The organism is Promicromonospora sukumoe 327MFSha3.1 (assembly GCF_000385135.1).
Classification (GTDB): Bacteria; Actinomycetota; Actinomycetes; order Actinomycetales; family Cellulomonadaceae; genus Promicromonospora; species Promicromonospora sukumoe_B.
On sequence record NZ_ARQM01000010.1, the window covers coordinates 1,672,323 to 1,692,099 of the forward strand.

General features: G+C 74.0%; 15 protein-coding genes and 1 pseudogene. 8 read left to right on the forward strand and 8 right to left on the reverse strand.

The genetic code is table 11. From position 1 onward, the window contains the following. Positions 1 to 87 precede the first annotated feature (87 nt). Positions 88 to 1,170, forward strand: coding sequence for an ArsR/SmtB family transcription factor (locus H291_RS34530; protein ID WP_020015093.1), 1,083 nt, complete (start codon positions 88 to 90; stop codon positions 1,168 to 1,170). Positions 1,171 to 2,015: 845 nt separating this feature from the next. Here the strand turns inward: H291_RS34530 and H291_RS34535 are convergent. The 5 genes and pseudogenes from H291_RS34535 to H291_RS0111250 all read right to left on the reverse strand — a co-directional run. Then, positions 2,016 to 3,416: pseudogene (locus H291_RS34535) on the reverse strand (BTAD domain-containing putative transcriptional regulator); the annotation flags it as partial. A gap of 377 nt (positions 3,417 to 3,793) precedes the next feature. Next, positions 3,794 to 5,530, reverse strand: a complete 1,737-nt coding sequence (locus tag H291_RS29575) for an HNH endonuclease (protein WP_084468104.1) — start codon at positions 5,528 to 5,530, stop codon at positions 3,794 to 3,796. 601 nt (positions 5,531 to 6,131) lie between these two features. Continuing rightward, entirely contained in the window at positions 6,132 to 6,503 is a 372-nt protein-coding gene (locus H291_RS0111240; RefSeq protein WP_020015096.1) for a hypothetical protein, read from the reverse strand. Between the two features lie 336 nt (positions 6,504 to 6,839). Further along, on the reverse strand, positions 6,840 to 7,442 hold the full coding sequence (locus H291_RS0111245; protein ID WP_020015097.1) for a response regulator transcription factor: 603 nt from the start codon (positions 7,440 to 7,442) through the stop codon (positions 6,840 to 6,842). After that, positions 7,439 to 8,656 carry a sensor histidine kinase gene (locus H291_RS0111250; protein ID WP_232216023.1) on the reverse strand — a complete coding sequence of 406 codons (1,218 nt, stop codon included), beginning with the start codon at positions 8,654 to 8,656 and terminating at the stop codon, positions 7,439 to 7,441. The genes H291_RS0111245 and H291_RS0111250 overlap by 4 nt, the downstream gene beginning before the upstream one ends. Before the next feature lie 215 nt (positions 8,657 to 8,871). Between H291_RS0111250 and H291_RS0111255 the strand changes: the two genes are divergently transcribed. Continuing rightward, positions 8,872 to 10,605 (forward strand): CocE/NonD family hydrolase, encoded by a 1,734-nt coding sequence (locus H291_RS0111255; RefSeq protein WP_020015099.1) that lies wholly within the window; start codon positions 8,872 to 8,874, stop codon positions 10,603 to 10,605. A 3-nt stretch (positions 10,606 to 10,608) separates the two neighbouring features. On the opposite strand, the gene H291_RS0111260 is transcribed toward H291_RS0111255, so the two are convergent. After that, positions 10,609 to 11,316 (reverse strand): PAS and ANTAR domain-containing protein, encoded by a 708-nt coding sequence (locus H291_RS0111260; RefSeq protein WP_157236817.1) that lies wholly within the window; start codon positions 11,314 to 11,316, stop codon positions 10,609 to 10,611. A 326-nt stretch (positions 11,317 to 11,642) separates the two neighbouring features. On the opposite strand from H291_RS0111260, the gene H291_RS29580 reads away from it, so the two are divergent. From H291_RS29580 to H291_RS0111275, 3 genes are read left to right on the forward strand one after another with little or no spacing between them, the layout of a single operon-like run. Next, positions 11,643 to 12,158, forward strand: a complete 516-nt coding sequence (locus H291_RS29580) for a phage holin family protein (protein WP_020015101.1) — start codon at positions 11,643 to 11,645, stop codon at positions 12,156 to 12,158. Next, positions 12,155 to 12,529 (forward strand): DUF3618 domain-containing protein, encoded by a 375-nt coding sequence (locus tag H291_RS32430; RefSeq protein WP_020015102.1) that lies wholly within the window; start codon positions 12,155 to 12,157, stop codon positions 12,527 to 12,529. Before H291_RS29580 ends, H291_RS32430 begins: the two co-directional genes overlap by 4 nt. Before the next feature lie 32 nt (positions 12,530 to 12,561). Continuing rightward, positions 12,562 to 13,659 carry a YihY/virulence factor BrkB family protein gene (locus H291_RS0111275; RefSeq protein WP_020015103.1) on the forward strand — a complete coding sequence of 366 codons (1,098 nt, stop codon included), beginning with the start codon at positions 12,562 to 12,564 and terminating at the stop codon, positions 13,657 to 13,659. On the opposite strand, the gene H291_RS0111280 is transcribed toward H291_RS0111275, so the two are convergent. Beyond that, positions 13,656 to 15,260 (reverse strand): NAD-dependent epimerase/dehydratase family protein, encoded by a 1,605-nt coding sequence (locus tag H291_RS0111280; RefSeq protein WP_020015104.1) that lies wholly within the window; start codon positions 15,258 to 15,260, stop codon positions 13,656 to 13,658. The two genes, H291_RS0111275 and H291_RS0111280, sit on opposite strands and share 4 nt — an antisense overlap. Positions 15,261 to 15,349: 89 nt before the next feature. Here H291_RS0111280 and H291_RS0111285 point away from each other — a divergent pair, with 89 nt between their 5' ends. After that, a complete protein-coding gene (locus H291_RS0111285; RefSeq protein ID WP_020015105.1) occupies positions 15,350 to 16,081 on the forward strand; it encodes an esterase/lipase family protein in 732 nt (243 codons plus the stop codon). An 11-nt stretch (positions 16,082 to 16,092) separates the two neighbouring features. Beyond that, the gene (locus H291_RS0111290) at positions 16,093 to 17,025 is read left to right on the forward strand and encodes a DNA-3-methyladenine glycosylase family protein (protein WP_198012451.1); all 933 of its coding nucleotides are present in this window, start codon (positions 16,093 to 16,095) and stop codon (positions 17,023 to 17,025) included. On the opposite strand, the gene H291_RS0111295 is transcribed toward H291_RS0111290, so the two are convergent. Further along, positions 17,022 to 18,194: a MarP family serine protease gene (locus H291_RS0111295; protein WP_020015107.1), complete on the reverse strand. Its 1,173-nt coding sequence runs from the start codon at positions 18,192 to 18,194 to the stop codon at positions 17,022 to 17,024. The genes H291_RS0111290 and H291_RS0111295 overlap by 4 nt on opposite strands. A gap of 316 nt (positions 18,195 to 18,510) precedes the next feature. Here H291_RS0111295 and H291_RS0111300 point away from each other — a divergent pair, with 316 nt between their 5' ends. Then, complete coding sequence (locus H291_RS0111300; protein WP_020015108.1) at positions 18,511 to 19,758, forward strand: glycoside hydrolase family 16 protein; 1,248 nt, start codon at positions 18,511 to 18,513, stop codon at positions 19,756 to 19,758. The last annotated feature ends 19 nt before the right edge of the window (positions 19,759 to 19,777 follow it).

The window sequence follows — 19,777 nt, forward strand, 5'->3', positions numbered from 1 at the left end:
TGCCGGGTCCGGACCGGACAGGAAAGCGCAGGTCGGACCGTATGCTCCTGAAAGCGGAATGAAACCGGCGGCGGCTGGAATGGCTGGATGCTACGCATCCACTTCACCTCGCAGGACCTGCTGCGGGTGCGGCTCGCCCCCGGGCCCGACCCGCTGTGGGAGGCGGTGCTGAGCGCGCACCAGGTCAACGTCGCCGGCGGCCCGCTGGTCTTCGGGCAGTGGCGCTCGCAGGTCGTGTCCGGGCTCACCCGGGAGGCGCGCTCCTACCTGGGGCTGACGCCGCCGCGCGGCTACACGCCCGACTTCCTCACGCCCGCCGGTGGGTCCACGGTCTTCGGCGAGGGCCTGGACACGATGCTGAGCACGCCGTCGGCCCGGTTCCAGGACGAGCTGGAGCTGCTCAGCCGACGCCGCGAGGTACCCCGCTGGACGGCCGACCTGCACCGTTCGACGGTGGCCCGGCACCGGCTGGGCGTGGCCGCCACGGCCTTCCACGACCAGGCGCTGGCGCCGCACTGGACGGCGATCCGCAGTGCCGTCGAGGCCGACGTCGCGGCCCGCGCCCGCACCCTGACCAGCGGTGGCACGCAGGCGCTCCTGGCCTCGGTGCACCCGACGATCACCTGGCGCGACCCGGTGCTGTGCGTCGACACCGCCGCCGACCGCGACGTGTACCTGGAGGGGCGGGGGCTCACGCTGCAGCCGGCGTTCTTCTGCTGGCGTGCCCCCATCTCGCTGGCCGACCCGGAGCTCGCGCCCGTGCTCGTCTACCCCGTGCCTCACCGGCTGTCGTGGCTCCAGCCGGCCGGCGGCGGGCACCGCGACCGGGCGCTCGCCGCGCTGCTGGGGCGCACCCGGGCCGCGGCGCTGTCCGCCCTGGCGTACGGCGCCAGCACGAGCGACCTGGCCCGGCACATCGGGGTGTCCGCGCCGTCGGCGTCCGAGCACGCGTCGGTGCTGCGCGACGCCGGGCTGATCGCGTCGCGGCGCGAGCGCAACAGCGTGTGGCACACGCTGACGCCGCTGGGTCAGGCGGTGCTGGACGGGGGCCGGGAGCTGGTCGCGGCGGCGAGCCCGGCGGCTTCGGCGAGCCCGTCGAGGCCGGCGCGGGCCGACTCGGCGTCGCGGCGGGCGGTCGCGGCGCGGTGGGGCTCGCCGGCGGCGTCGTAGGTGGCGGCGAGCTGCTCGAGGGCCGCGGCGAGGCCGGGCGCCCGCTGGAGCGCCTCGTCGTACCGGCCCAGCCGTAGCAGCGCCTGCGTGATCCAGCGCCGGCACGAGACCTGCTCCGGGAGGTCGCCGAGCGTCTCCAGGGCGTCGAGGGCCAGGAGGTTGGTCTCCAGGAGCGTCGGGATCTGGCCGCGGTCCCACAGGTAGGGGCGCAGGCAGCGCGCGAGGCGCCAGGTGTGCCCGGGGTTCCCGGTCGCGGCGGCCCGGCGCACCATCCCGACGAAGACGGGCGCCTCGACGTCCAGCAGGGCGAGCCCGGCGTCGTGGCCGGCCGGCGCGGTGGTGCCGACGACGCCGTCCGGCGCAGGCGTGAGGGTGTGCCGGTCCTCGGCGGGTGCCAGCGCCTCCTCGGCCTGGTGCGCCGCGTGCAGGTAGTGCTCGAGCATGCGGACCGTGGCGGCGCCGGTGTCGTCGGGCGGGTCGCCGGCGACGAGCTCGTTCGCGTAGTCCATGAGCAGCTCGTGCATCGTGAAGCGGCCAGGCGCCAGCTCGATCAGGAGGCTGGCGCGCTCCAGCTCGGCGATCGCGGCGCGGGCGCGCTGCTCGGTGACCGCGCCGAGGCTCGCGACGCCCGGGACCGTGAGGTGCGGGCCGGGGTGCAGGCCGAGCAGGCGGAACACCCTCGCGGCGTCGTCGCCCAGCGCGCGGTAGGACCACGAGAAGACGGAACGGGCGGGCCGGTCGCCGTCGGCGGACAGGGCCGCGATCCGGGAGTCGTGCCGGTGCAGCTCGCGCACCACGGCCGCGAGCGGCGCCCCGGGCCGTCCGACGGCGCGCTCCGCGACGATCACGTGCGCCAGCGGCAGGCCCCCGCACAGGGCGAGCAGCTCGTCGCCGGCGGCCGGTTCGGCGGCGAGCCGGGCGGCGCCCAGGCGAGCGGCCAGCACGTCCTCGGCCTCGGACGGCGTCAGCGTGCCCAGCGCGAGGCGGGCCGCGCCCTCGACGGCGACGAGCCCGCCGAGCCGGTTGCGGCTCGTGACGACGACGACGCAGCGCCGGCCGCCCGGGAGCAGCGGCCGCACCTGCTCGACGTCGCGCGCGTTGTCGAGCACCACCAGCATCCGGCGGTCGGCGAGCACCGAGCGGTACAGCGCGGTCTGGGCGTCGGCGTCGTCGGGGATACGGCCGGCCGGGATGCCGAGGGCGTCCAGGAACGTGCGGACGGCGACCTCGGGGGCCAGCGGCGTGTTGGTCGGGAAGTAGCCGCGCAGGTTCACGTAGAGGGTGCCGTCGGGGAAGCGGTCGGCGGCGCGGTGCGCCCACTGCAGCACGGTCGTCGTCTTGCCGATGCCGCCGGGGCCGTCCACGACGGCGATCCCGGGCGCGTCGTCGAGCAGCGCGTCCAGGGCGGCGAGGGCGTCGTGGCGGCCGCGGAACGCGCCGTCCGGCGGGGGGAGCATGCGGGGCGCGGACGGCTGGGGCGGGTCCTCCGCGAGGAGGGCGCGGTGGAAGGCCTGGGCCTCGTCGCCGGGCTGGGCGCCGAGCTCGTCGCGGAGCGTGCGGTACAGGTCCTGGTAGGCGGCCAGGGCGTCGGCGCGGCGGCCGGTGCGGTCGAGGACGGCCATGAGCCGCACCCACAGGCTCTCGCGCAGGGGGTGGAGGCCGACGACCTCGCGCAGGCCGGCGGCCAGCTCGTCGAGGTCGGGGCTGTCGGGGTTCGTGGGGGCCTGGTGGGCCAGGGCGATGTCGGCGGCACGTTCGACGGTCCGGAGGGCGGTCTCCAGGAGACGCGGGCGGTCGTCGGCGATCAGCAGGTCGGAGTCGACGGCCTCGAAGGGGAAGCCTCTCCAGTGGCTCATTGCCTCGCGCAGGAGGTGGTACTCCGCGGCGGGTTCCTGGGCCTCGTTGCTCTGTGCGAGCGTCGTCTCGAAGCGGTGCAGGTCCACGGCCCCGGGCGGGACGTCGAGGGCGTAGCCGCCGGGGGTGGTACGGACGGCGGCGGCGCCCGTCGCGGTGCGTAGCCGGGTCACGAGCACCTGGATCGCCTTGCGGGTGTCGGCGGGACGGTCCGTGCCCCAGACCGCGGCGGCGATGCGCTCGGTGGACACGGGGTGCCCGACGTCGAGGGCGAGCACTGCCAGGAGGGTACGCAGGCGGGAGCTGAGGGGGAGGGGCGCGCCGTCAACCGTCACGACGAACGGGCCGAGCAGGCGCACCGACAACGTGCGGGTGTGCTCGGTGCCCGGCATGTTCGCTCCCTTGCGTTGTTTGGTCCTGCCCAGTATCGGGGGTCGGGGCGGGCTGGTTGTTCTGGGGCCGGTGCGGTGGAGGCCGGACCGGTGTGGCCGTGGGGGCTGGACACGGCCACCGAACGAGTCTCTGGGCGTCGCCGTCACGGGGGGCTGAGCGGCTGCTGGTGTCCCGAGCTGGCACAGGCGCTCGCGGCGTTGGTGATCCGCCGAGCTGCGTCCACCAGAGGTCGGCTCGCACTGATCGACCGCGTCCGGGCACGGCTCCCGACGACGTGCTGCACGGTGGGGTGACTCGTCATGGGCGCGCGAACGGTTGCCGCCGGCCGAGCGCCGACGACGGCGGCGCGCCGTGCGGCGGGTGCCTGGCAGTGGAGTCAGCGGGGATGGGCCCACGACAAGTCGGCTCGGCGGAACGGGGCTGGTGCTCGACCTGCTGCCCGGCGCGGTGGTTGCTGTGCCGGGCGTGGTTGGCGAGGCGGTGGGCTCGGCCGGTAGGGGATCGCGCCGTGGGCGGGCGTGGTGTGGCAGCTGATCGAGTAGCGGCTGCGTGGTGTGCGTCCGGGTGCGGGGCCGGTCATGCCGACTGCGGGGGTCCAGGGTGGGGTCGCGGTGCGCTCGTGGGTTGGGGTGGCGTCCTGGCCGGGACCGGGCTCAGCGGTTGCCGACGTGTGCCCGTCGCCGGACGTGGTCGTGTCTCGGTCGGGGGCTGAGTTGATGTCGCGGCCCGTCTGACCGGTTCCCTGCGGGTCGGCGGGTGCCGCTCCGTCGGGTGCTGTCCCGTTCGGGTACGGGTCTGCGCCTCGGGCTGGCGTCGCGTCGGGGCCGGTTGTCGTGTCGCTGGTCCTGGACGGTGTCGGCGGTGTGGGCGCGACCGAGACATACGTGTGCCCGGTCGGGGTGATGGTCTCGACGGCGTGGAGGCCGTTGAGCTGGGTGGACTTCTGCGTCCAGCCCGGTGCTTGCTTGGCGTGATTGCAGCGGGCGCACAGGCCTTGGCCGTTGTCGAGGCTGGTCGGGCCGCCCTCGGCGTGTGGGGTGACGTGGTCGGTGTGCCGGATCGGGGCGTCGCACCAGGTGGTGGCGCAGATGCCCTGCTCCCTGGCCCGCAACAGCGCCGCCAGGCCCTGGGGGTGGAAACGGGACGTCGACGTCGTGGCCAGCAGCCGGCCGTGCGGGTTGACGTAGATCGACCGCAGCCACGCGGTGTCGGTGTCGATCGCGTGCGCGGCGAGGCTGCGGGCGACCGGGGCGGGGACGACGCCCGCACCGGCGGGTGCACCCTCGACGACCACGGCTGGCTGGTTGCCGCTGGCGAGGAGGGTGTCGTCGGAGACGAGGAGGTTGATCGTGACCGGGACATCGTTCGCGTGGCCGGGCTCGCGGGTGGTGACGCGTTCGATGAGGGTGTCGGCCATGATCTGCCCCACCCCACGCTCATCACCCGCGGCCTTCGCGGCGTCAGCGGACGCCTTGAGCTGGGCGTAGGCCTGCACACCCTGCGCCATCGGGACCAGCGCGGTGAGGTAGACCATCAGATCCGGGGCCGGGCGGATGGACACGCGACGTTCGGTCACGGCGCGGGCGTTCCGCTTCACGCAGGCATGCACGTCCAGCTGGGCGGCGAGTTCCTTGATCCGGGCGATCAGCCGACGGGTGCTCATCCGGGCCAGCTCGGCCAGGTGTGCGGGTCCGCAGATCTCCTCGTCGATCAGGGCACGGTGTTCCAGGGACAGGTGGGAGGTCTCCCGGGCCAGGAGGGTGGCGCGCCACTGGGACAGCACTCCGGCCTGGAGTGCAGCAAAGGTGTGGGGCATCTGGGTGACCCAGACCCGGGACGTGGAGACGAACCCGGCCCCGGCGTGCGGGCTGACCCGCAGCGCCGCGCCGACTTGGTTGGACACACCTCGCCCACGCCGCTCGGCCCGGATGCTCTGTCGGGCCTCGTCAGCCCGGGTTGCCTCGTCCAGCGCGACCGTCAGCCGCGCCTGGGTCGCGGTGATCGCGTTCTTCACCGATTCCAGCTCCCCGAGCAGATCCACCCACTCCGCCTGCACCGCACGCGAGACATCAGCATCACCGGACCCGATGTCAGTGGCACCGGGCAAGATCATGCACGCGAGGGCCTCGCGAACCGCCCGCACGCTCGCTACGTCGACGGCCCCGTCGTGCGCGGACGCACCGGAGGCACCCGACGCGCCTGCAGGACCGGACCTCCCGGCACCGTCGGGCACCCCCGACCCGCCGGGCAGCACCGACCCACCAGGCAGTCTCGGTCCGTTCTCGGGCAGCACCGATCGAGCAGGCTGCTTGCCTGCTCGTCCTGGTACCTCACCCGTTCGCGTCATGCCATCAACATATGGCACACACGTACGCACCGCTCGTCGAGTCGACCCGATCCGCCAACAGCAGAATCCGACTACGCGCCCTGTGGACAAGCCCTGGAACTCAGCATCCCGTGCTCCGGTCAGGCGGCTCTCGGCGTTGACAATGCCACCCGATCGTTGCGGGGCAGAACCCCTGGAAGCGCCAAACCGCATCGCAGGGCGTAGCCGGGCCGGACGAATCAGCTCAAGGCGACGCCGGGCGGCGTAGACCCGTGCCAGGAGGAGTCGGACCCGACAGAGCCGAGACCACGAAACCCGCCCCGACCGACCCGCGACCTCACCCGTCCTGCGCCCTCACCTGACCTGCCACCTCACCTGACCTGCCACCTCACCCCACCCGCCGCCGCATCCTCACCCCGGCGAACCGGCCCCCGTCCACCGTCACCGTCGCCCCCTCCAGGTGGTGCAGCGGCCCGCCCCAGGCGGCGTGGTCGGCGTCGGGCATCGCTGCCACCAGCACCGGCTCGATCGAACCGCCCGACGAGACGATCAGCGCGGTCCCGCCCTCCGGAAGGCGATCGAGGATCCGCCGCCAGTGACCAAGGTGGTCGTGCGCGACCTCGTGCAGTCGACCGCCCCGGGCCAGCAGGCTCGCGTAGCGGACGAAGGGCTGGTCCCACGTCCACTGGTCGTGGTGTCCGACCTCGCCCTCGACGTAACCGGACGGCCAGGCGACCTGCTCGTCCACGGCGAACCCCATCACGATCGCAGTCTCCAGGTGTCGCGGCAAGTCACCGACCGCCACACAGCCGATCCCGGCGGCACCCCCACCGGCCGTACTCGAACCGACCGCAGCCGAACCGACCGCAGCCGAACCGACCGCACCCGAACCGACCGCACCCGAACCGACCGCACCAAGACGAGCCGTCATCGAATCCCCGAGCCCCCGCGCGAGTCGGACCCCCTCCGGGGACAGCGCGGAGCCCTTGCCACGGTCGGCACCCTTACGCGTCAGCGAGTGCCGGACGATCTCAAGTGTGCGCACGACAGCCACCCAACCACGACAGCCCCCCGACCACAGCCACCCCAGCCCGCCCTACAGCCAGTCGTGCTCCCGCGCGTACCGCGCCGCCTCGTGCCGCGTCCGGGTCTGCGTCTTCTGCATCGCGTTGGACAGGTAGTTGCGCACCGTGCCCTCCGCCAGGTGGAGCTGGGCCGCGATCTCGGCCACCGAGTAGCCCTTGCTGGTCACCCGCAGCACGTCCACCTCGCGCTCGGTCAGCGGGCAGTCGTCGATGACGGCGAGCGCCGAGACGTCCGGGTCGATCCACCGCTTGCCCTCGTGCAGGGCGGTGATGACCGTCGTGATGTGCGCCGGCTCCGCGGACTTGCTGACGAAGCCCTGCACGCCGAGCCGCAGCGCCTTGCGCAGCACCCCCGGCCGGGCGTGCCGGGTGAGCATGAGGATCACCTGGTCCGGTTGTGCGGCCCGGATCTCGCCGACGGCGGCCAGGCCGTCCACCCCGGGCATCTCCAGGTCGATGACCAGGACGTCGGGCCGGTGCTCCAGCGTGGCCTCGACGGCGGCCGCGCCGTCCTCCGCCTCGGCCAGCACCTCGATGTCGCCCTCCAGGGGGAGCAGCGCGGCGAGCGCCTTGCGGAGCAGCGCCTCGTCGTCGGCCAGTACCACCGTGGTCATCTGCTGCCCTCCAGAGCTGTGGCGGACGGCGCCGCCGTCCTACCGGTGATTGTCCCAGCGGCCCCGGCCCCGGCCCCGGCCCCGGCCCCGAGCCCGAGCCCGGCCCCAGCCCCGAACGACGCCGCCGTCCGGAACCGCCCCTCGCGCTGCTCCACGGTCAGCTCGCCCCCGTCCTCGGCGACGCGCTGTCGCAGGGCGGACAGCCCGCTGAGCTCGGGCGCCGGACCGGGCCGGGCGCCGTCGTTGACGATGTCGATGCCCGTCCCGGTCAGGGTGATCCGCACCCAGGTCGCCTGGGCGTGCCGCAGGATGTTGGTCGTCGTCTCGCGCAGCACCTGGCCCAGCAGCTCTGCGGTGCGAGGGTCGGCCTCGGCCGGGCGGTCCACGCGGACCGTGATGCCGGCGGCCTCGAACAGGTTCTTCGCGTTCTCCAGCTCGGCCGACAGGTTGAGCCGCCGCTGCGCGTGCGCCAGGTCCTTGGTCTGCGAGATCGTGTCGGCCACCAGGGCGTGGATCTCGCGCAGCTCCTCCTGCGCCCGGTCCGGGTCGCGGTGCACCAGCTTCCGGGCCAGCACGGTCTTGAGCTTGACGACGTGCAGGGTGTGGCCCTGGATGTCGTGCAGGTCGCCCGCGAACCGGATGCGCTCCTGGGCGACGGCCAGCTCCGCCTCGCGCTCCCGCGTCTCCTTCATGAGGTCGAGGTACATCTGGTTGCCGTACAGCAGCGGCGTCGCCACGACGAACACGCCCGTCGGGATCAGCACGAAGGCGAACAGGTCGCCGACGACGTCGGCCTGCGACACCAGCAGGCGGCTCGCGCCCGCGGCCGCGATGAAGGCCAGCAGCCCGAGCCCCGCGGCGATCCGGTGCCGCGGCAGCTGGGGTACCACGAGGGAGCCCACGACGCCGATGCCGTAGAACGCCGTGCTGCTGTCGGCCACCAGCGCCCCGAACAGCCACACCACCGCGCTGACGGCCAGGCAGGGCAGGGCGACCCGTGCGAGGTCGTCCGCCGTCCACCGCTCCATCGCGACGATCGCGGCCAGCACTCCGACGACGAGGGCGGCCGTGCCCCACCAGGTCTGGTGGTCGACCAGCACCAGCACCACGCCCGCGAGCGCGATCGGCGGGACCTGCAGCACGAGGTTGAGCCGGCGCAGCCGGCCCTGGGACGCCTCGTTGTGCTCGGACAGCGCGGTCCGCCGGGTCCTCACCACTCGGGGTCCATCGGCACTCCAGATCGGGTCGGGCAGCTCGGTCGGGCACGGCAGGTCGGGTCCAGTATTCGTCCCCGGCCGCGCCCCCACCAGTGACGCAGCGTCACGACCGGCCACGACGAATGTCACGCCGGGCCGATGACGCCGTCGCACTGTCGGGCGGGTGAAATCCGGGATGTGATCTAGCCGTACCCGAGAACCTGGAGGAGCACGTGAGAACACGCGCCACGGTCACGACCGTCTCAGCCCTCGCCGCCGTCGCCCTGACGGGCGCGATCGCCGTCCCGGTCGCCACGGCGACGTCGGACGAGTCGCAGGGCGAGAGCAAGGCCGCCGTCGCCACCGCCGCCGACCCCGTCACGCACGAGGAGAACGACCGCGTCCCGGAGGGTGCCGCCTGGACCCAGCACTACTTCCCGTCCTCGTACGGGTCGGACGTCGAGCTGCACGCCGACGTCCTGCTGCCGGAGGGTCTGGAGAAGGGCGAGCAGGTGCCGGTGATCCTGTCGGCCGGCTCGTACTTCGGGCACTCGGGCGAGATCTTCGACGAGGGGCACCCGCACACCGGCCCGTCGGACCGGTTCGGCGACCTGGTCGAGGGCATCGACCTGTTCGACCGCGGCTACGCGCTGGTCCTGGTGGACACCCGCGGCTACGGCGGCTCGACCGGCTGCATCGACTTCGCGGGACCGGGCGAGCAGGCCGACGTCGGCGCCGCGATCGACTGGGCCGCCGACCAGTCGTGGTCGACCGGCTCGGTGGGCATGTACGGCAAGTCGTACGACGCCGTCACGGGCCTGATCGGCAACAACCTGGACCAGGACGCGCTCAAGGCCGTCGTGGCCCAGGAGCCCATCTGGGACATGTACGACCGGATCCGGTCGAACGGCATCCCGCGTCAGGAGGGCATCATCGCCCCGCAGACGTACAACACGATCGCGACGCTGCCGCAGCTGCCGGACGACGACGAGCGCTACCTGAAGAACTCGAGGTACGAGGAGACGCACCCCGAGTGCCTGGCGGCCAACACCGCCAACAGCCTCATCGCGAACCCCAGCACCGAGTACTGGAAGGACCGTGACCTGGCCGCCCACGCCGCCGGCACGGACACCCCGCTGTTCGTGACCCAGGGCTTCCTCGAGTGGAACACCCGGCCCGAGGGCATCCAGGAGTACCTCACCAACCACGAGGGCCCGCAGCGCGGCTGGCTGGGCCCGTGGGACCACGTGCGGGGCAACGACACCAACCCGGACGGCTCCCTGAAGATGGGGCGTGCGGGCTGGTTCGAGGAGATCGGCGCCTTCTACGACGAGCACCTCAAGGGCGTCGAGCCGACGACGGAGTCCCCGGCGTTCGCGATCCAGGACAACACCGGCGCCTGGCGCGGTGAGGACACCTGGCCCGTGGTCGACCGGACCGCGAAGGTACGCCTCGGCAACGGCTCCTACACGGACAACGGCGGCCCGGAGGAGGGCGGCGACCCGGCCGAGGCGAGCTTCTTCGCCTGGTCGGCCCCGGTGCGGCAGGACACCCGCGTCGTGGGTACCCCGAAGGTGGCGCTGAACGCCCGCGGCACCGGCAACGTGCTGGTCGAGCTGCACGACGTGGCCCCGGACGGCACGGCCGTCCCGTTCGCCGAGCAGGCCGCGACCATCACCGACGGCAAGCTCTCGCTCGACCTCGAGTCGACGGACTGGACCCTGGCCGCGGGCCACCGGCTCGCCGTCGAGATCGGTTCCGTGCAGACCGGCACCTGGGTCGATACGCCGTCCGGTCAGGTCATCACGATCAGGAACGCCCGGCTGGAGCTGCCGCTGGACGACCCGGCCGGCGACGCGCCCACCGAGGGTGAGCGCGCCACCTGGCTCGACACCTACCTGGTCGCCTACACGGCCGAGCTGACGCCGGGCAAGCCCGTGTTCACGGTGCCCGCGGCGCGCGGCTGAGGCTCAGTTGTCCCGGCGGCGCGTGTCGGTCGTCTCGGTCCGACGCGGCCGCCGGGTCAGCAGGGCGTCGTGCCCGCGGGGCCGCCCCACGGAGTGGACGGCGTCGAGGGCGCGGCGCAGCGCGGCCTGCGTGACGCCGGTCTTCTCGTTGTCGGCTCGCAGGGCCGCCATGACCTGGTCGGCCGCCAGGCGCAGGGGTACGTCGGCCTTCAGCGCGACCTGCGTCAGGACGTCGGTCGCCACGTCCTCGTCCACGCCGCGCACCGCGACGATGACGCCCTTGGCCTGCTCGATGGCGGCCTGGCTGACGAACGCGCGGTTCACGGCCCCGTCGGCGAGCCGGTCCAGGGCCTCCTTCTGGACGGGCGTCACGTCCACGACGTAGCCGACCAGCTCGGGGGAGCGGTCGAGCGCGCTGTGCGTGCCCTCGCCCGTGACGACGACGGAGCGGGTGCGGCCGTTGCGCGACACGATCCGGTGCGCGCAGGCGAAGGGGCGGCCCAGCCGCAGGGCCTCGCCGGCGGCGCGGACCACGCGGCCGCGGTCGTCGGGGTGCTTGCGCGAGCGCAGCGCCTCGAGGCCCGGTTCCACCTCGTCCCGCTTCCAGCCGTGCATCGCGTACACCTCGTCGGACCACCACCACGTTCCCGAGGTGACCCCGACGCGGTAGGTGCCGACCACCAGGTTGGTGCCGAGTCCCAGCGTGCGCACGAGGTCCGCCGCCGAGAACCCGTGGGGGAGGGCGGGGGTGCCTCCGGCATCGCCCGCTGCGGTCGTTCGCGGCTTCTCGGTCAAAGGCACATGAACCTCCCAGATCCAACTGGATCTGGAGCCGCTTCATGACTCCAAGCCAAATACACTATCTCAGTTCGGGCGATTCCGACAGTACGGACGTCAAAGTCGCTGGTCGCGGGGCTGCCCGGTTGCGAGTCGGTGTCGCGGGCCTAGGTTGATGAGTGGTCATGAAGCGGCCGGTTCTGCACGCCTTGTCGCGCTAGCGGTCGAGCTAGAAGTCGAGCGAGAACGGGAGTCCGAGCATGAGCCATCCGGGCACGAGCCATCCGGACCGGATCCAGACCGACCACAGCCAGATCGGCCAGAGCCAGACCGACCACAGCCAGTCGGAGCAGAGCGTGGGCAGCCTGGTCGCCGGGATCAGCCGCGACGTCTCGACGCTGATGCGGCAGGAGGTCGCGCTCGCCAAGGCGGAGGTGGCGGAGTCCGCCAAGCGCGCCGGGAAGGGCGTCGGCATGTTCGGCGGCGCGGGCGTCGCGGGCCACATGGTCCTGGTGTTCCTGTCGCTGGCGCTGTGGTGGGCCCTCGGCACACTGGTGGGCGGCGGCTGGTCCGCGCTGATCGTCGCGGGCGTCTGGGCGGTGATCGCCGGGGTGCTCGCGCTGCGCGGCCGCGCCGAGCTGCGGGCCGTCGAGGGCTTGCCGCGGACGACCGACTCGGTGCGGAAGATCCCCGATGCGTTGCACGGGCACGACGACTCGCACACGAACGACTCGCACCGGAACGACCCGCACGTCAACGAGGGGAAGAACGCATGAGCGCCGGCGATCCCGAGGAGATCCGCGAGGAGATCGAGCGGACGCGCGACGAGCTGAGCAGGGACGTCGACGCGCTCCGCGACAAGGTGAGCCCGGGCCAGGTCGCCCGGCGGCAGGCGGACCGCGTGCGTGCCGGGGTCGCTCGGGTCAAGGACCGGGTGCGGCACTCGGGGGACGAGGGCGCATCCGACGAGGCCGTGCCGGACGCGCCGGACGAGATCGCGCCGGAGGAAGCGGTGCCGGACCCGGTCGCGCCGGACGAGACCGTGCCGCACGACGTCGCGCCGGAAGTCCAGGCGCGGGAAGACCTGGCACGGGACCAGATGGCACGGGACGAGCACGCGTGGCGGACCGACCGCATGACCGACTGACCGGTGACCGCAGGGCCGACGAGGGGGCTGGCATGACTGACATCGACGACTCGTCGGCACGGGCCGGCGCTCCGGCACCGGACGACGGGCGCAAGCCGGACTCCCCGCCGGACCTGGGCCGGGGGACGTGGAAGTACGTCGCGCGCAACACCGTGCGCCAGTTCACGCGGGACGAGTGCCTGGACCTGGCCGCCGCGCTCACCTACTACGCGGTGCTCGCCGCGGCGCCCGCGCTGCTCGCGCTCGTCTCCGTGCTCGGTCTGGTGGGGGACGGCGAGCAGGCGGTCGAGCGGGTGCTCGACACGGTCGACGGCGTGGTGCCGCCCGACGCGCTGGCGATCGTCGAGCCGCTCGTCCAGAACGCCGCGTCGGGCGGCGGCCGGGCCGGGCTGACCCTCGTCGTCGGCGTCGTCCTGGCCCTGTGGTCGGCCTCCGGGTACATCGGCGCGTTCGGGCGCGCGATGAACCGGGTCTACGGGATCGACGAGGGCCGGCCCGTGTGGAAGCTCCGCCCGGTGATGCTGCTGGTCACGCTCGTCGCGGTGGTGATCGCGGCGCTGATCGTCGCCGCGCTCGTGCTGAGCGGCTCGCTGGCCCGCGCCGTCGGCGACGCCGTCGGCCTGGGCGACACAGCCGTCACGGTGTGGAACATCGCCAAGTGGCCGGTCGTGCTGGCGCTGGTCATCGTGCTGGTCGCGATCCTGTACCGGGTCACGCCCAACGTGCGGCAGCCCCGGATGCGCTGGATCAGCGTCGGCGCGTTCGTCGCGATCTTCTCGTGGGTGCTCGCGTCCGCCGCGTTCGGCTTCTACGTCGCGACCTTCTCCAGCTACGACGCCACCTACGGGTCGCTGGCCGGGATCATCGTGTTCCTGCTCTGGCTCTGGATCACCAACCTCGCGCTGCTGTTCGGCGCCGAGCTGGACGCCGAGCTCGAGCGCGGGCGCGAGCTGGAGGGCGGCATCGCCGCCGAGGAGACCGTGCAGCTCCCGCCCAAGGATGCCCGGGCGAGCGAGAAGCGCCAGGCCAAGCACCTCCGCGAGGTCGAGCGGGGCCGCGAGATCCGGGTCGCGGCGGCGCGGAGCGGGCCGGCCGACGACGGGGCGGACGCAAGAGACGGCGAGAGCTAGCGCTTCCACGCCTCCGCGCCGGTCCGGAACGCCCGCTCCCGCGCCCACGCGTGCAACCGGTCGAACAGCTCGACCTGGGCGCGGGCCTGGTCCAGGAGCTCGTCGAGCCGCGCGGCGTCCAGGCCGACGTCGTCGGCGTGCTCCCGCAGTGTCTGCCAGCCGCCGATCTTCCCGAGCACCGCGGACCGCATGAGCTCGGCCTCCAGCACCGCCGTCATCGGCGACCGGTCCGTCAGGCGGCCGTTGAGCTTGAGCCGTCCCGCCTTCTCGCCGGCCCACGCCGCAGCCTGGCGGTGCCGGCGCCGCGGCACGCCGAGCGTGGCCAGCAGGTCGCGGTAGAGCTCCCGCTCGCCGCGCAGCTGTTCGGTGGCCTCCGCCAGCTCCGCGTAGAACGGCGTGTCCGCGTAGTTGCGGGTCATCAGCTCCAGCCGCTCCAGGCCCGCCGTCGCGCCCGTGTAGTGGTCGGAGAGGTAGAGGCCGAACAGGTAGTGGTCCATGGAGTCCGGGATGCGCGGCTCCTCGCCCAGCCTCCGCGGCACGGGGACCACGGCCTCGCCCGGGGGCCGGGGGCTCGCCGGGCGCAGCGGGGCCGACCCCGTGCCCTGGCCCACGGCCATCCCCGCCAGCAGGTCCTCCAGCGCCTCCGCCGCGGTCCTGCGCGGCGTCCACCCGAGCTCCGACCGGATCCGGGTCGTGTCCAGGACCGGCACCGCCAGCGCCATGTCGAGCCAGCCGGGGTCGGAGCGCACCACGCGCCCCGCGTAGGCGGCCACCAGCGCGCCCCGGACGGCGGACGGCGGCACCTCGACCAGGCGGCCGTGCCCCGCGATCCGGGCCAGGTCCCGGCCGCTCAGCACGTCCCGGGACGCCACGTTGAACGCTCCGCGGGCACGCTCCAGGACCACGCGCGCGTAGGCGTCGGCCACGTCGTCGGCGTGGACCGCCTGCAGGCGCAGCCCCGCGGGCAGCGGCAGTGCGGGCGGGCGGCCGTGCCGCAGCAGGCCCACCGGCACGAGCGGGCCCAGGAAGTACCGCACGATCTCCTGGGCGGCGTCCGCCTGGAAGATCAGCGCGGGGCGCAGCCGGGCCACCGCGACGTCGGGGTGCGCGCGCTCGAACTCGTCCAGCACCCTCTCCTGCGCGGCCTTGTCCACGCTGTAGTGCGACGTCCGCACACCCGACGTCGTCCAGTCCTCCCGCCGCGGCTCGTCGTCGGTCACGGGGGAGTACGCGCCCACCGAGGACGCGACCACGAGGTGCGGCACCCCGGCCCGCGCCACCGCCTCGGCCACGCGCCGGGTGCCCTCCACGTTGGTGCGGCGCAGCAGCTCGCGCTCCCGGTTGGGCTGGATCAGCCACGCCAGGTGGACCACGGCGTCCGCGCCGCGGAACTGCTCGGCGAGCCGTTCGACCACGGTCTCGTCCATCTCCTCCGACCCGACGTCGACGGCCGCCCATCCCGCGTGCGCGTACGGCTCGGCACTGCGGTCCGGCAGCCGCCTGGCCATCCCCAGCAGGGACGTGACCTGCGGCTCCGCGTGCAGGGCGCGCAGCAGCGCGGTCCCGACGTTCCCGGTGGCTCCCACGACGACGACCCGCATGGAGCCACCGTGGCACCCGGCAGGCGTACTCGCATCCGGTCCCGCACCCGATCCCGCACCCGTCGGGCGGCGGCGGTACGGTGCACCGGATGAACCTGTTCCGCGCGGGGCACGTGACGCGCCCGACGGCACACGGCCTCGCCCCGGCCGCGCGGGGCCTGGCCCGGCTCGGGCAGCGGGCCGTCGACTACGCCTGGGCCGCCGACCGCCAGCTGCGGCACCTGGTGGGCCGCGCCGCCCTGCCCACCGGACCCGGTGGCGCCGCGCCCGTGGTGCTGCTCCCCGGCATCTACGAGACCTGGGAGTTCCTCGGCCCCGTCGCGACCGCGCTGGCCCGGGCCGGCCACCCCGTGCACGCCGTCCCCGCGCTCGGGCACAACGCCCGCCCCGTGCCCGAGTCCGCCGACGTCGTCGCCGAGCACCTGGAGCGCGCCGACCTGTCCGGCGTCGTGCTCGTGGCGCACAGCAAGGGCGGGCTGATCGGCAAGCGCGTGCTCCTCTCGACCGCGGGCGAGCGGGTGCTCGGGATGGTCGCGATCGCCACGCCCTTCGCCGGCTCGCGCTGGGCGCGGTACATGGTCTCCCGCGCGCTGCGCTCGTTCGACCCGCGTGACCCGGTGCTGCTGGCGCTCGCGGGCGAGCTGCTGGTCAACGAGCGCATCACCGCCGTCTACCCGCGGTTCGACCCGCACATCCCCGAGACCGGCCGGCTGACCGGAGCGCGCAACGTCGAGCTGCCGCTGGCGGGGCACTTCCGGCCGCTCGGGCAGCGCCTGCTGGTGCAGACCGTGGCGCGCGAGGTGGCCCGGATTTCCTGCTGACCCACCCCTCCGTGGTCCACTGGGATGTGCTCACCGTCCGCCACACCTCGCCGCGGCGGCTCGACGTCGGCCTGACGCTCGGGCCCCTCGGCCACGGCCCGGGCGACCCCACGTTCCACCGGGCCGCCGACGGGTCCGTGTGGCGCACGTCCCTGCTGCGCAGCGGGCCGGTGACGCAGCGGTTCGTCCCGGCCGGCCCGCACGACGTCGTCGTGCACCACTGGGGCGACGGCGCTCGCGAGGCGGCCGAGGCGCTCCCGGTGCTGCTCGGCGAGGACGACGACGCGGCCGGTTTCGAGCCGCCGCCGCAGGCCGCCGTCGCCCACCGCCGCGCGGCCGGCCTGCGCATGGTGCGCAGCGACCGGGTGCTGGAGGCGCTGGTGCCCGCCGTGCTGGAGCAGCGCGTGCAGACCGTCACCGCGCACCGGGCCTGGCGCTGGCTCGTCGCGCGGTACGGCGCCCCGGCGCCGGGGCCGGCCCCGGAGGGGCTGCGCGGCGGCCTGCGCGTGGTGCCCGACGCCGGCACCTGGACCCGCGTGCCCGTGTGGGACTGGCACCGCGCCGGCGTCGACCCCGGCCGGGCGCGGACCGTCGCGCGGTGCGCGGTGGTGGCCCCGCGGCTGGAGGAGGCGGCCGCCATGGTGCCCGCCGAGGCCCGGGCCCGGCTGGAGAAGGTGCAGGGTATCGGCGTGTGGACGTCGGCCGAGGTGGCGCAGCGGGCGTTCGGCGACGCCGACGCCGTCTCCGTCGGCGACTTCCACCTGCCGGCCGCCGTCGGCTGGGCGCTGACGGGGGAGCGCACGGACGACGCCGGCATGCTGCGCCTGCTCGCGCCCTACGCGCCGCACCGGCACCGGGTGGTGCGGCTGCTGTCGCTGTCGGGGCGTGCCCGGGCGCCGCGTCGCGGGCCCAAGCTGCCGATCGCGGACTACCGGGGGTTCTAGCCGGCGCACCGGCCCGACGACACCGGGGTGTCCAGGGCGGTGGCCTGCTCGGCGACGGGGCGCAGCTCGGTGTCGGTCATGGCGAACCCGACCTCGACGTCCGACTCGGCGCGGGCGAAGATGACGCCCGCGACCCGGCCGTCCGTCGTCAGCAGCGGCCCGCCCGAGTTGCCCGGGCGCACCTGCGCGGCGAGCGAGTAGACCTCGCGGGGGCTGGCGCCCTCGTCGTACACGTCCGGTACGGGGGTGGTGCTGACGCTGAGCACGCCCGCGCTGCGGGAGGTGAACGGGCCGCCGTACGGGTAGCCCTGGACGGCGGCGCGGTCGCCCACCGAGAGGGTCCGCGCGATGGGCAGCGGGTCGGCGGACAGGTCCGGCACCGCGATGACGGCGAGGTCGTCCACGGGGTCGTAGTAGACGACGCGGCCCTCGCGGGCGGGCTGGTCGGGCAGCTCGACCACGGGCCGGTCCACGCCGGCCACGACGTGGGCGTTGGTGACCAGCCGGTCGGTGGCCACCACGAACCCGGAGCCGGTCGAGCTCTTGCCGCACGCGTACGCGATGCCCGAGATCCGGGCCACCGACTGGGACGCGGCCTCCAGCTGGGCGTTGCCGAGGTCGACGGCGGGCACGACCGGCTCCTGCCGCGGGACCATCAGGATGTTCAGGCGCGGCAGCCCGTCGTCGAGCACCATGGCGCGCATCTGGGCCAGCGGCCGGCCCACGGCCGGGGGCGTCAGGTGGTCGATCGTGCGCAGCACCGTGGACGACGACACCGCGGAGGAGACGCCGGGCGTGCCCGTGGCGGAGACCGCGTTGCCGACGAACGACAGCGCCAGGGCCACGACGATCACGTTCGCGGCGCCGCCGAGCAGCCGCTCGAGCGGGCGCAGCGCGGTGCGGTCCACGCCCCGGCGCAGGTCGCGGCCGAACCCGGCCCCCACCGAGGCGCCGAACAGCGGCAGCAGCACGGCCAGCGCGATGGACACGGGCCCCCGCCACTCCGAGGACGGCAGCACGTCGTTGACGGCCGGCACTGCCCAGAAGGCCGCGAGCCCGCCGAGGATCAGGCCGATGAGGCCGCCGAGCGTGGCCAGCAGGCCCCGGCTCAGCCCGGCGCCCAGCGCGATGAGCAGGGCGACGATCAGCACGAGGTCGACAAGGGTCACGGATAGACGGTAAGGGGTGAAGCCGGGGCAGGGGTGCCGCCACGCGTTCCCGTCACCCGATCCGCGAATCCGTGCCCGGAACGTTCACAGCCGGTAGGGAAAACCCGTAACTGCGCGACCATCCGTTGTGCGGTCTCGGCGGCCGAATATACGGTTCGGGCCACGCGCGCGTAAGACACAGCGATGACCGCCCGGGCAGTCCCGCCCGGAGGGATGATCACGTCGAGGGAGCACCCCGATGCGTCGTGCACTCAGATCCAGCACCCCCAGCAGTACCCCCAGAGCCTCCAGGACACTGGTCACGGCCGTCGCCGCCGTGACGCTCGTCCTGTCCGCCTCGCTCGTCGCCTCGGCAGCGCCGCCGAAGGTGTCGGACGCCGGGGCGGCGCCGGATGAAGCCCAGACCACGCAGGACCTGACCACGCAGGACCAGACCACGCAGGCTGCCGCCGCCGCCCTGACCTGGTCCGACGAGTTCAACGGCGCCGCGGGCAGCGCCCCGAACGCCGCGAACTGGAACCACGAGACCGGCGCCGGTGGCTGGGGCAACAACGAGCTGCAGAACTACGTCAACTCCCGGCAGAACTCCGCCCTGGACGGCAACGGCAACCTCGTCATCACGGCCCGGCAGAACGGCAGCGGCTACACGTCGGCCCGCCTGACGACCAAGGGCAAGGTGCAGCCGCAGTACGGCCGCCTGGAGGCGCGCATCAAGATCCCGCGCGGCCAGGGCATCTGGCCCGCGTTCTGGATGCTCGGCGGCCAGTTCCCGGGCACGCCGTGGCCCCAGTCCGGCGAGATCGACATCATGGAGAACATCGGCCGCGAGCCCCACCTGGTGCACGGCACGCTGCACGGTCCGGGCTACTCGGGCGGCAACCCCATCACGGGGCAGTACCAGCACCCGCAGGGCTGGTCGTTCGCCGACGACTTCCACACCTTCGCGATCGACTGGAGCCCCAACTCGATCACCTGGCTGGTGGACGGCAACGCGTACCAGACCTTCACGCCCGCCAACACCGGCGGCAACCCGTGGGTGTTCAACCAGCCGTTCTTCTTCATCCTGAACGTCGCCGTCGGCGGCAACTGGCCCGGCTACCCCGACGGGAGCACGCAGTTCCCGCAGCAGATGGTCGTCGACTACGTGCGCGTCTACGACTCCCAGGGCGGCGGGGGCGGGCGCACCGGCACGGTCCGGGCGAGCAACGGCATCTGCCTCGACGTCGCCGGGGCCAGCTCGGCCAACGGCACGCCCATCCAGCTCGCGAACTGCAACGGCAACGCCGCCCAGCAGTGGACCGTCGGCACGGACGGCACGGTCCGCGCGCTCGGGAAGTGCCTCGACGTCGCGAACGGCGGCACGGCGGCGGGCACCGCCGTCCAGCTCTGGGACTGCAACGGCACCGGCGCCCAGCAGTGGGCCTCGACCGGCGGCACGCTCGCGCTCCGCAACCCGCAGTCCGGGCGGTGCCTGCAACCGGTGGGCCGGGTGCAGAACGACGGCACCCGCACCCAGATCGCGGACTGCGACGGAAGCACGGTCCAACGCTGGACCCTGCCCTGACCCGGGTCTGAGGTGCGCT

What these genes read in the sequence shown, in the direction of transcription:
- H291_RS0111245 (WP_020015097.1), bottom strand. Translation starts at nt 7,442, where the DNA reads ATGACCACGGTGGTACTGGCCGACGACGAGGCGCTGCTCCGCAAGGCG.
- H291_RS0111280 (WP_020015104.1), bottom strand. Translation starts at nt 15,260, where the DNA reads ATGCGGGTCGTCGTCGTGGGAGCCACCGGGAACGTCGGGACCGCGCTG.
- H291_RS0111275 (WP_020015103.1), top strand. Translation starts at nt 12,562, where the DNA reads ATGACTGACATCGACGACTCGTCGGCACGGGCCGGCGCTCCGGCACCG.
- H291_RS0111240 (WP_020015096.1), bottom strand. Translation starts at nt 6,503, where the DNA reads ATGGGGTTCGCCGTGGACGAGCAGGTCGCCTGGCCGTCCGGTTACGTC.
- H291_RS29575 (WP_084468104.1), bottom strand. Translation starts at nt 5,530, where the DNA reads ATGATCTTGCCCGGTGCCACTGACATCGGGTCCGGTGATGCTGATGTC.
- H291_RS0111285 (WP_020015105.1), top strand. Translation starts at nt 15,350, where the DNA reads ATGAACCTGTTCCGCGCGGGGCACGTGACGCGCCCGACGGCACACGGC.
- H291_RS29580 (WP_020015101.1), top strand. Translation starts at nt 11,643, where the DNA reads ATGAGCCATCCGGGCACGAGCCATCCGGACCGGATCCAGACCGACCAC.
- H291_RS34530 (WP_020015093.1), top strand. Translation starts at nt 88, where the DNA reads ATGCTACGCATCCACTTCACCTCGCAGGACCTGCTGCGGGTGCGGCTC.
- H291_RS32430 (WP_020015102.1), top strand. Translation starts at nt 12,155, where the DNA reads ATGAGCGCCGGCGATCCCGAGGAGATCCGCGAGGAGATCGAGCGGACG.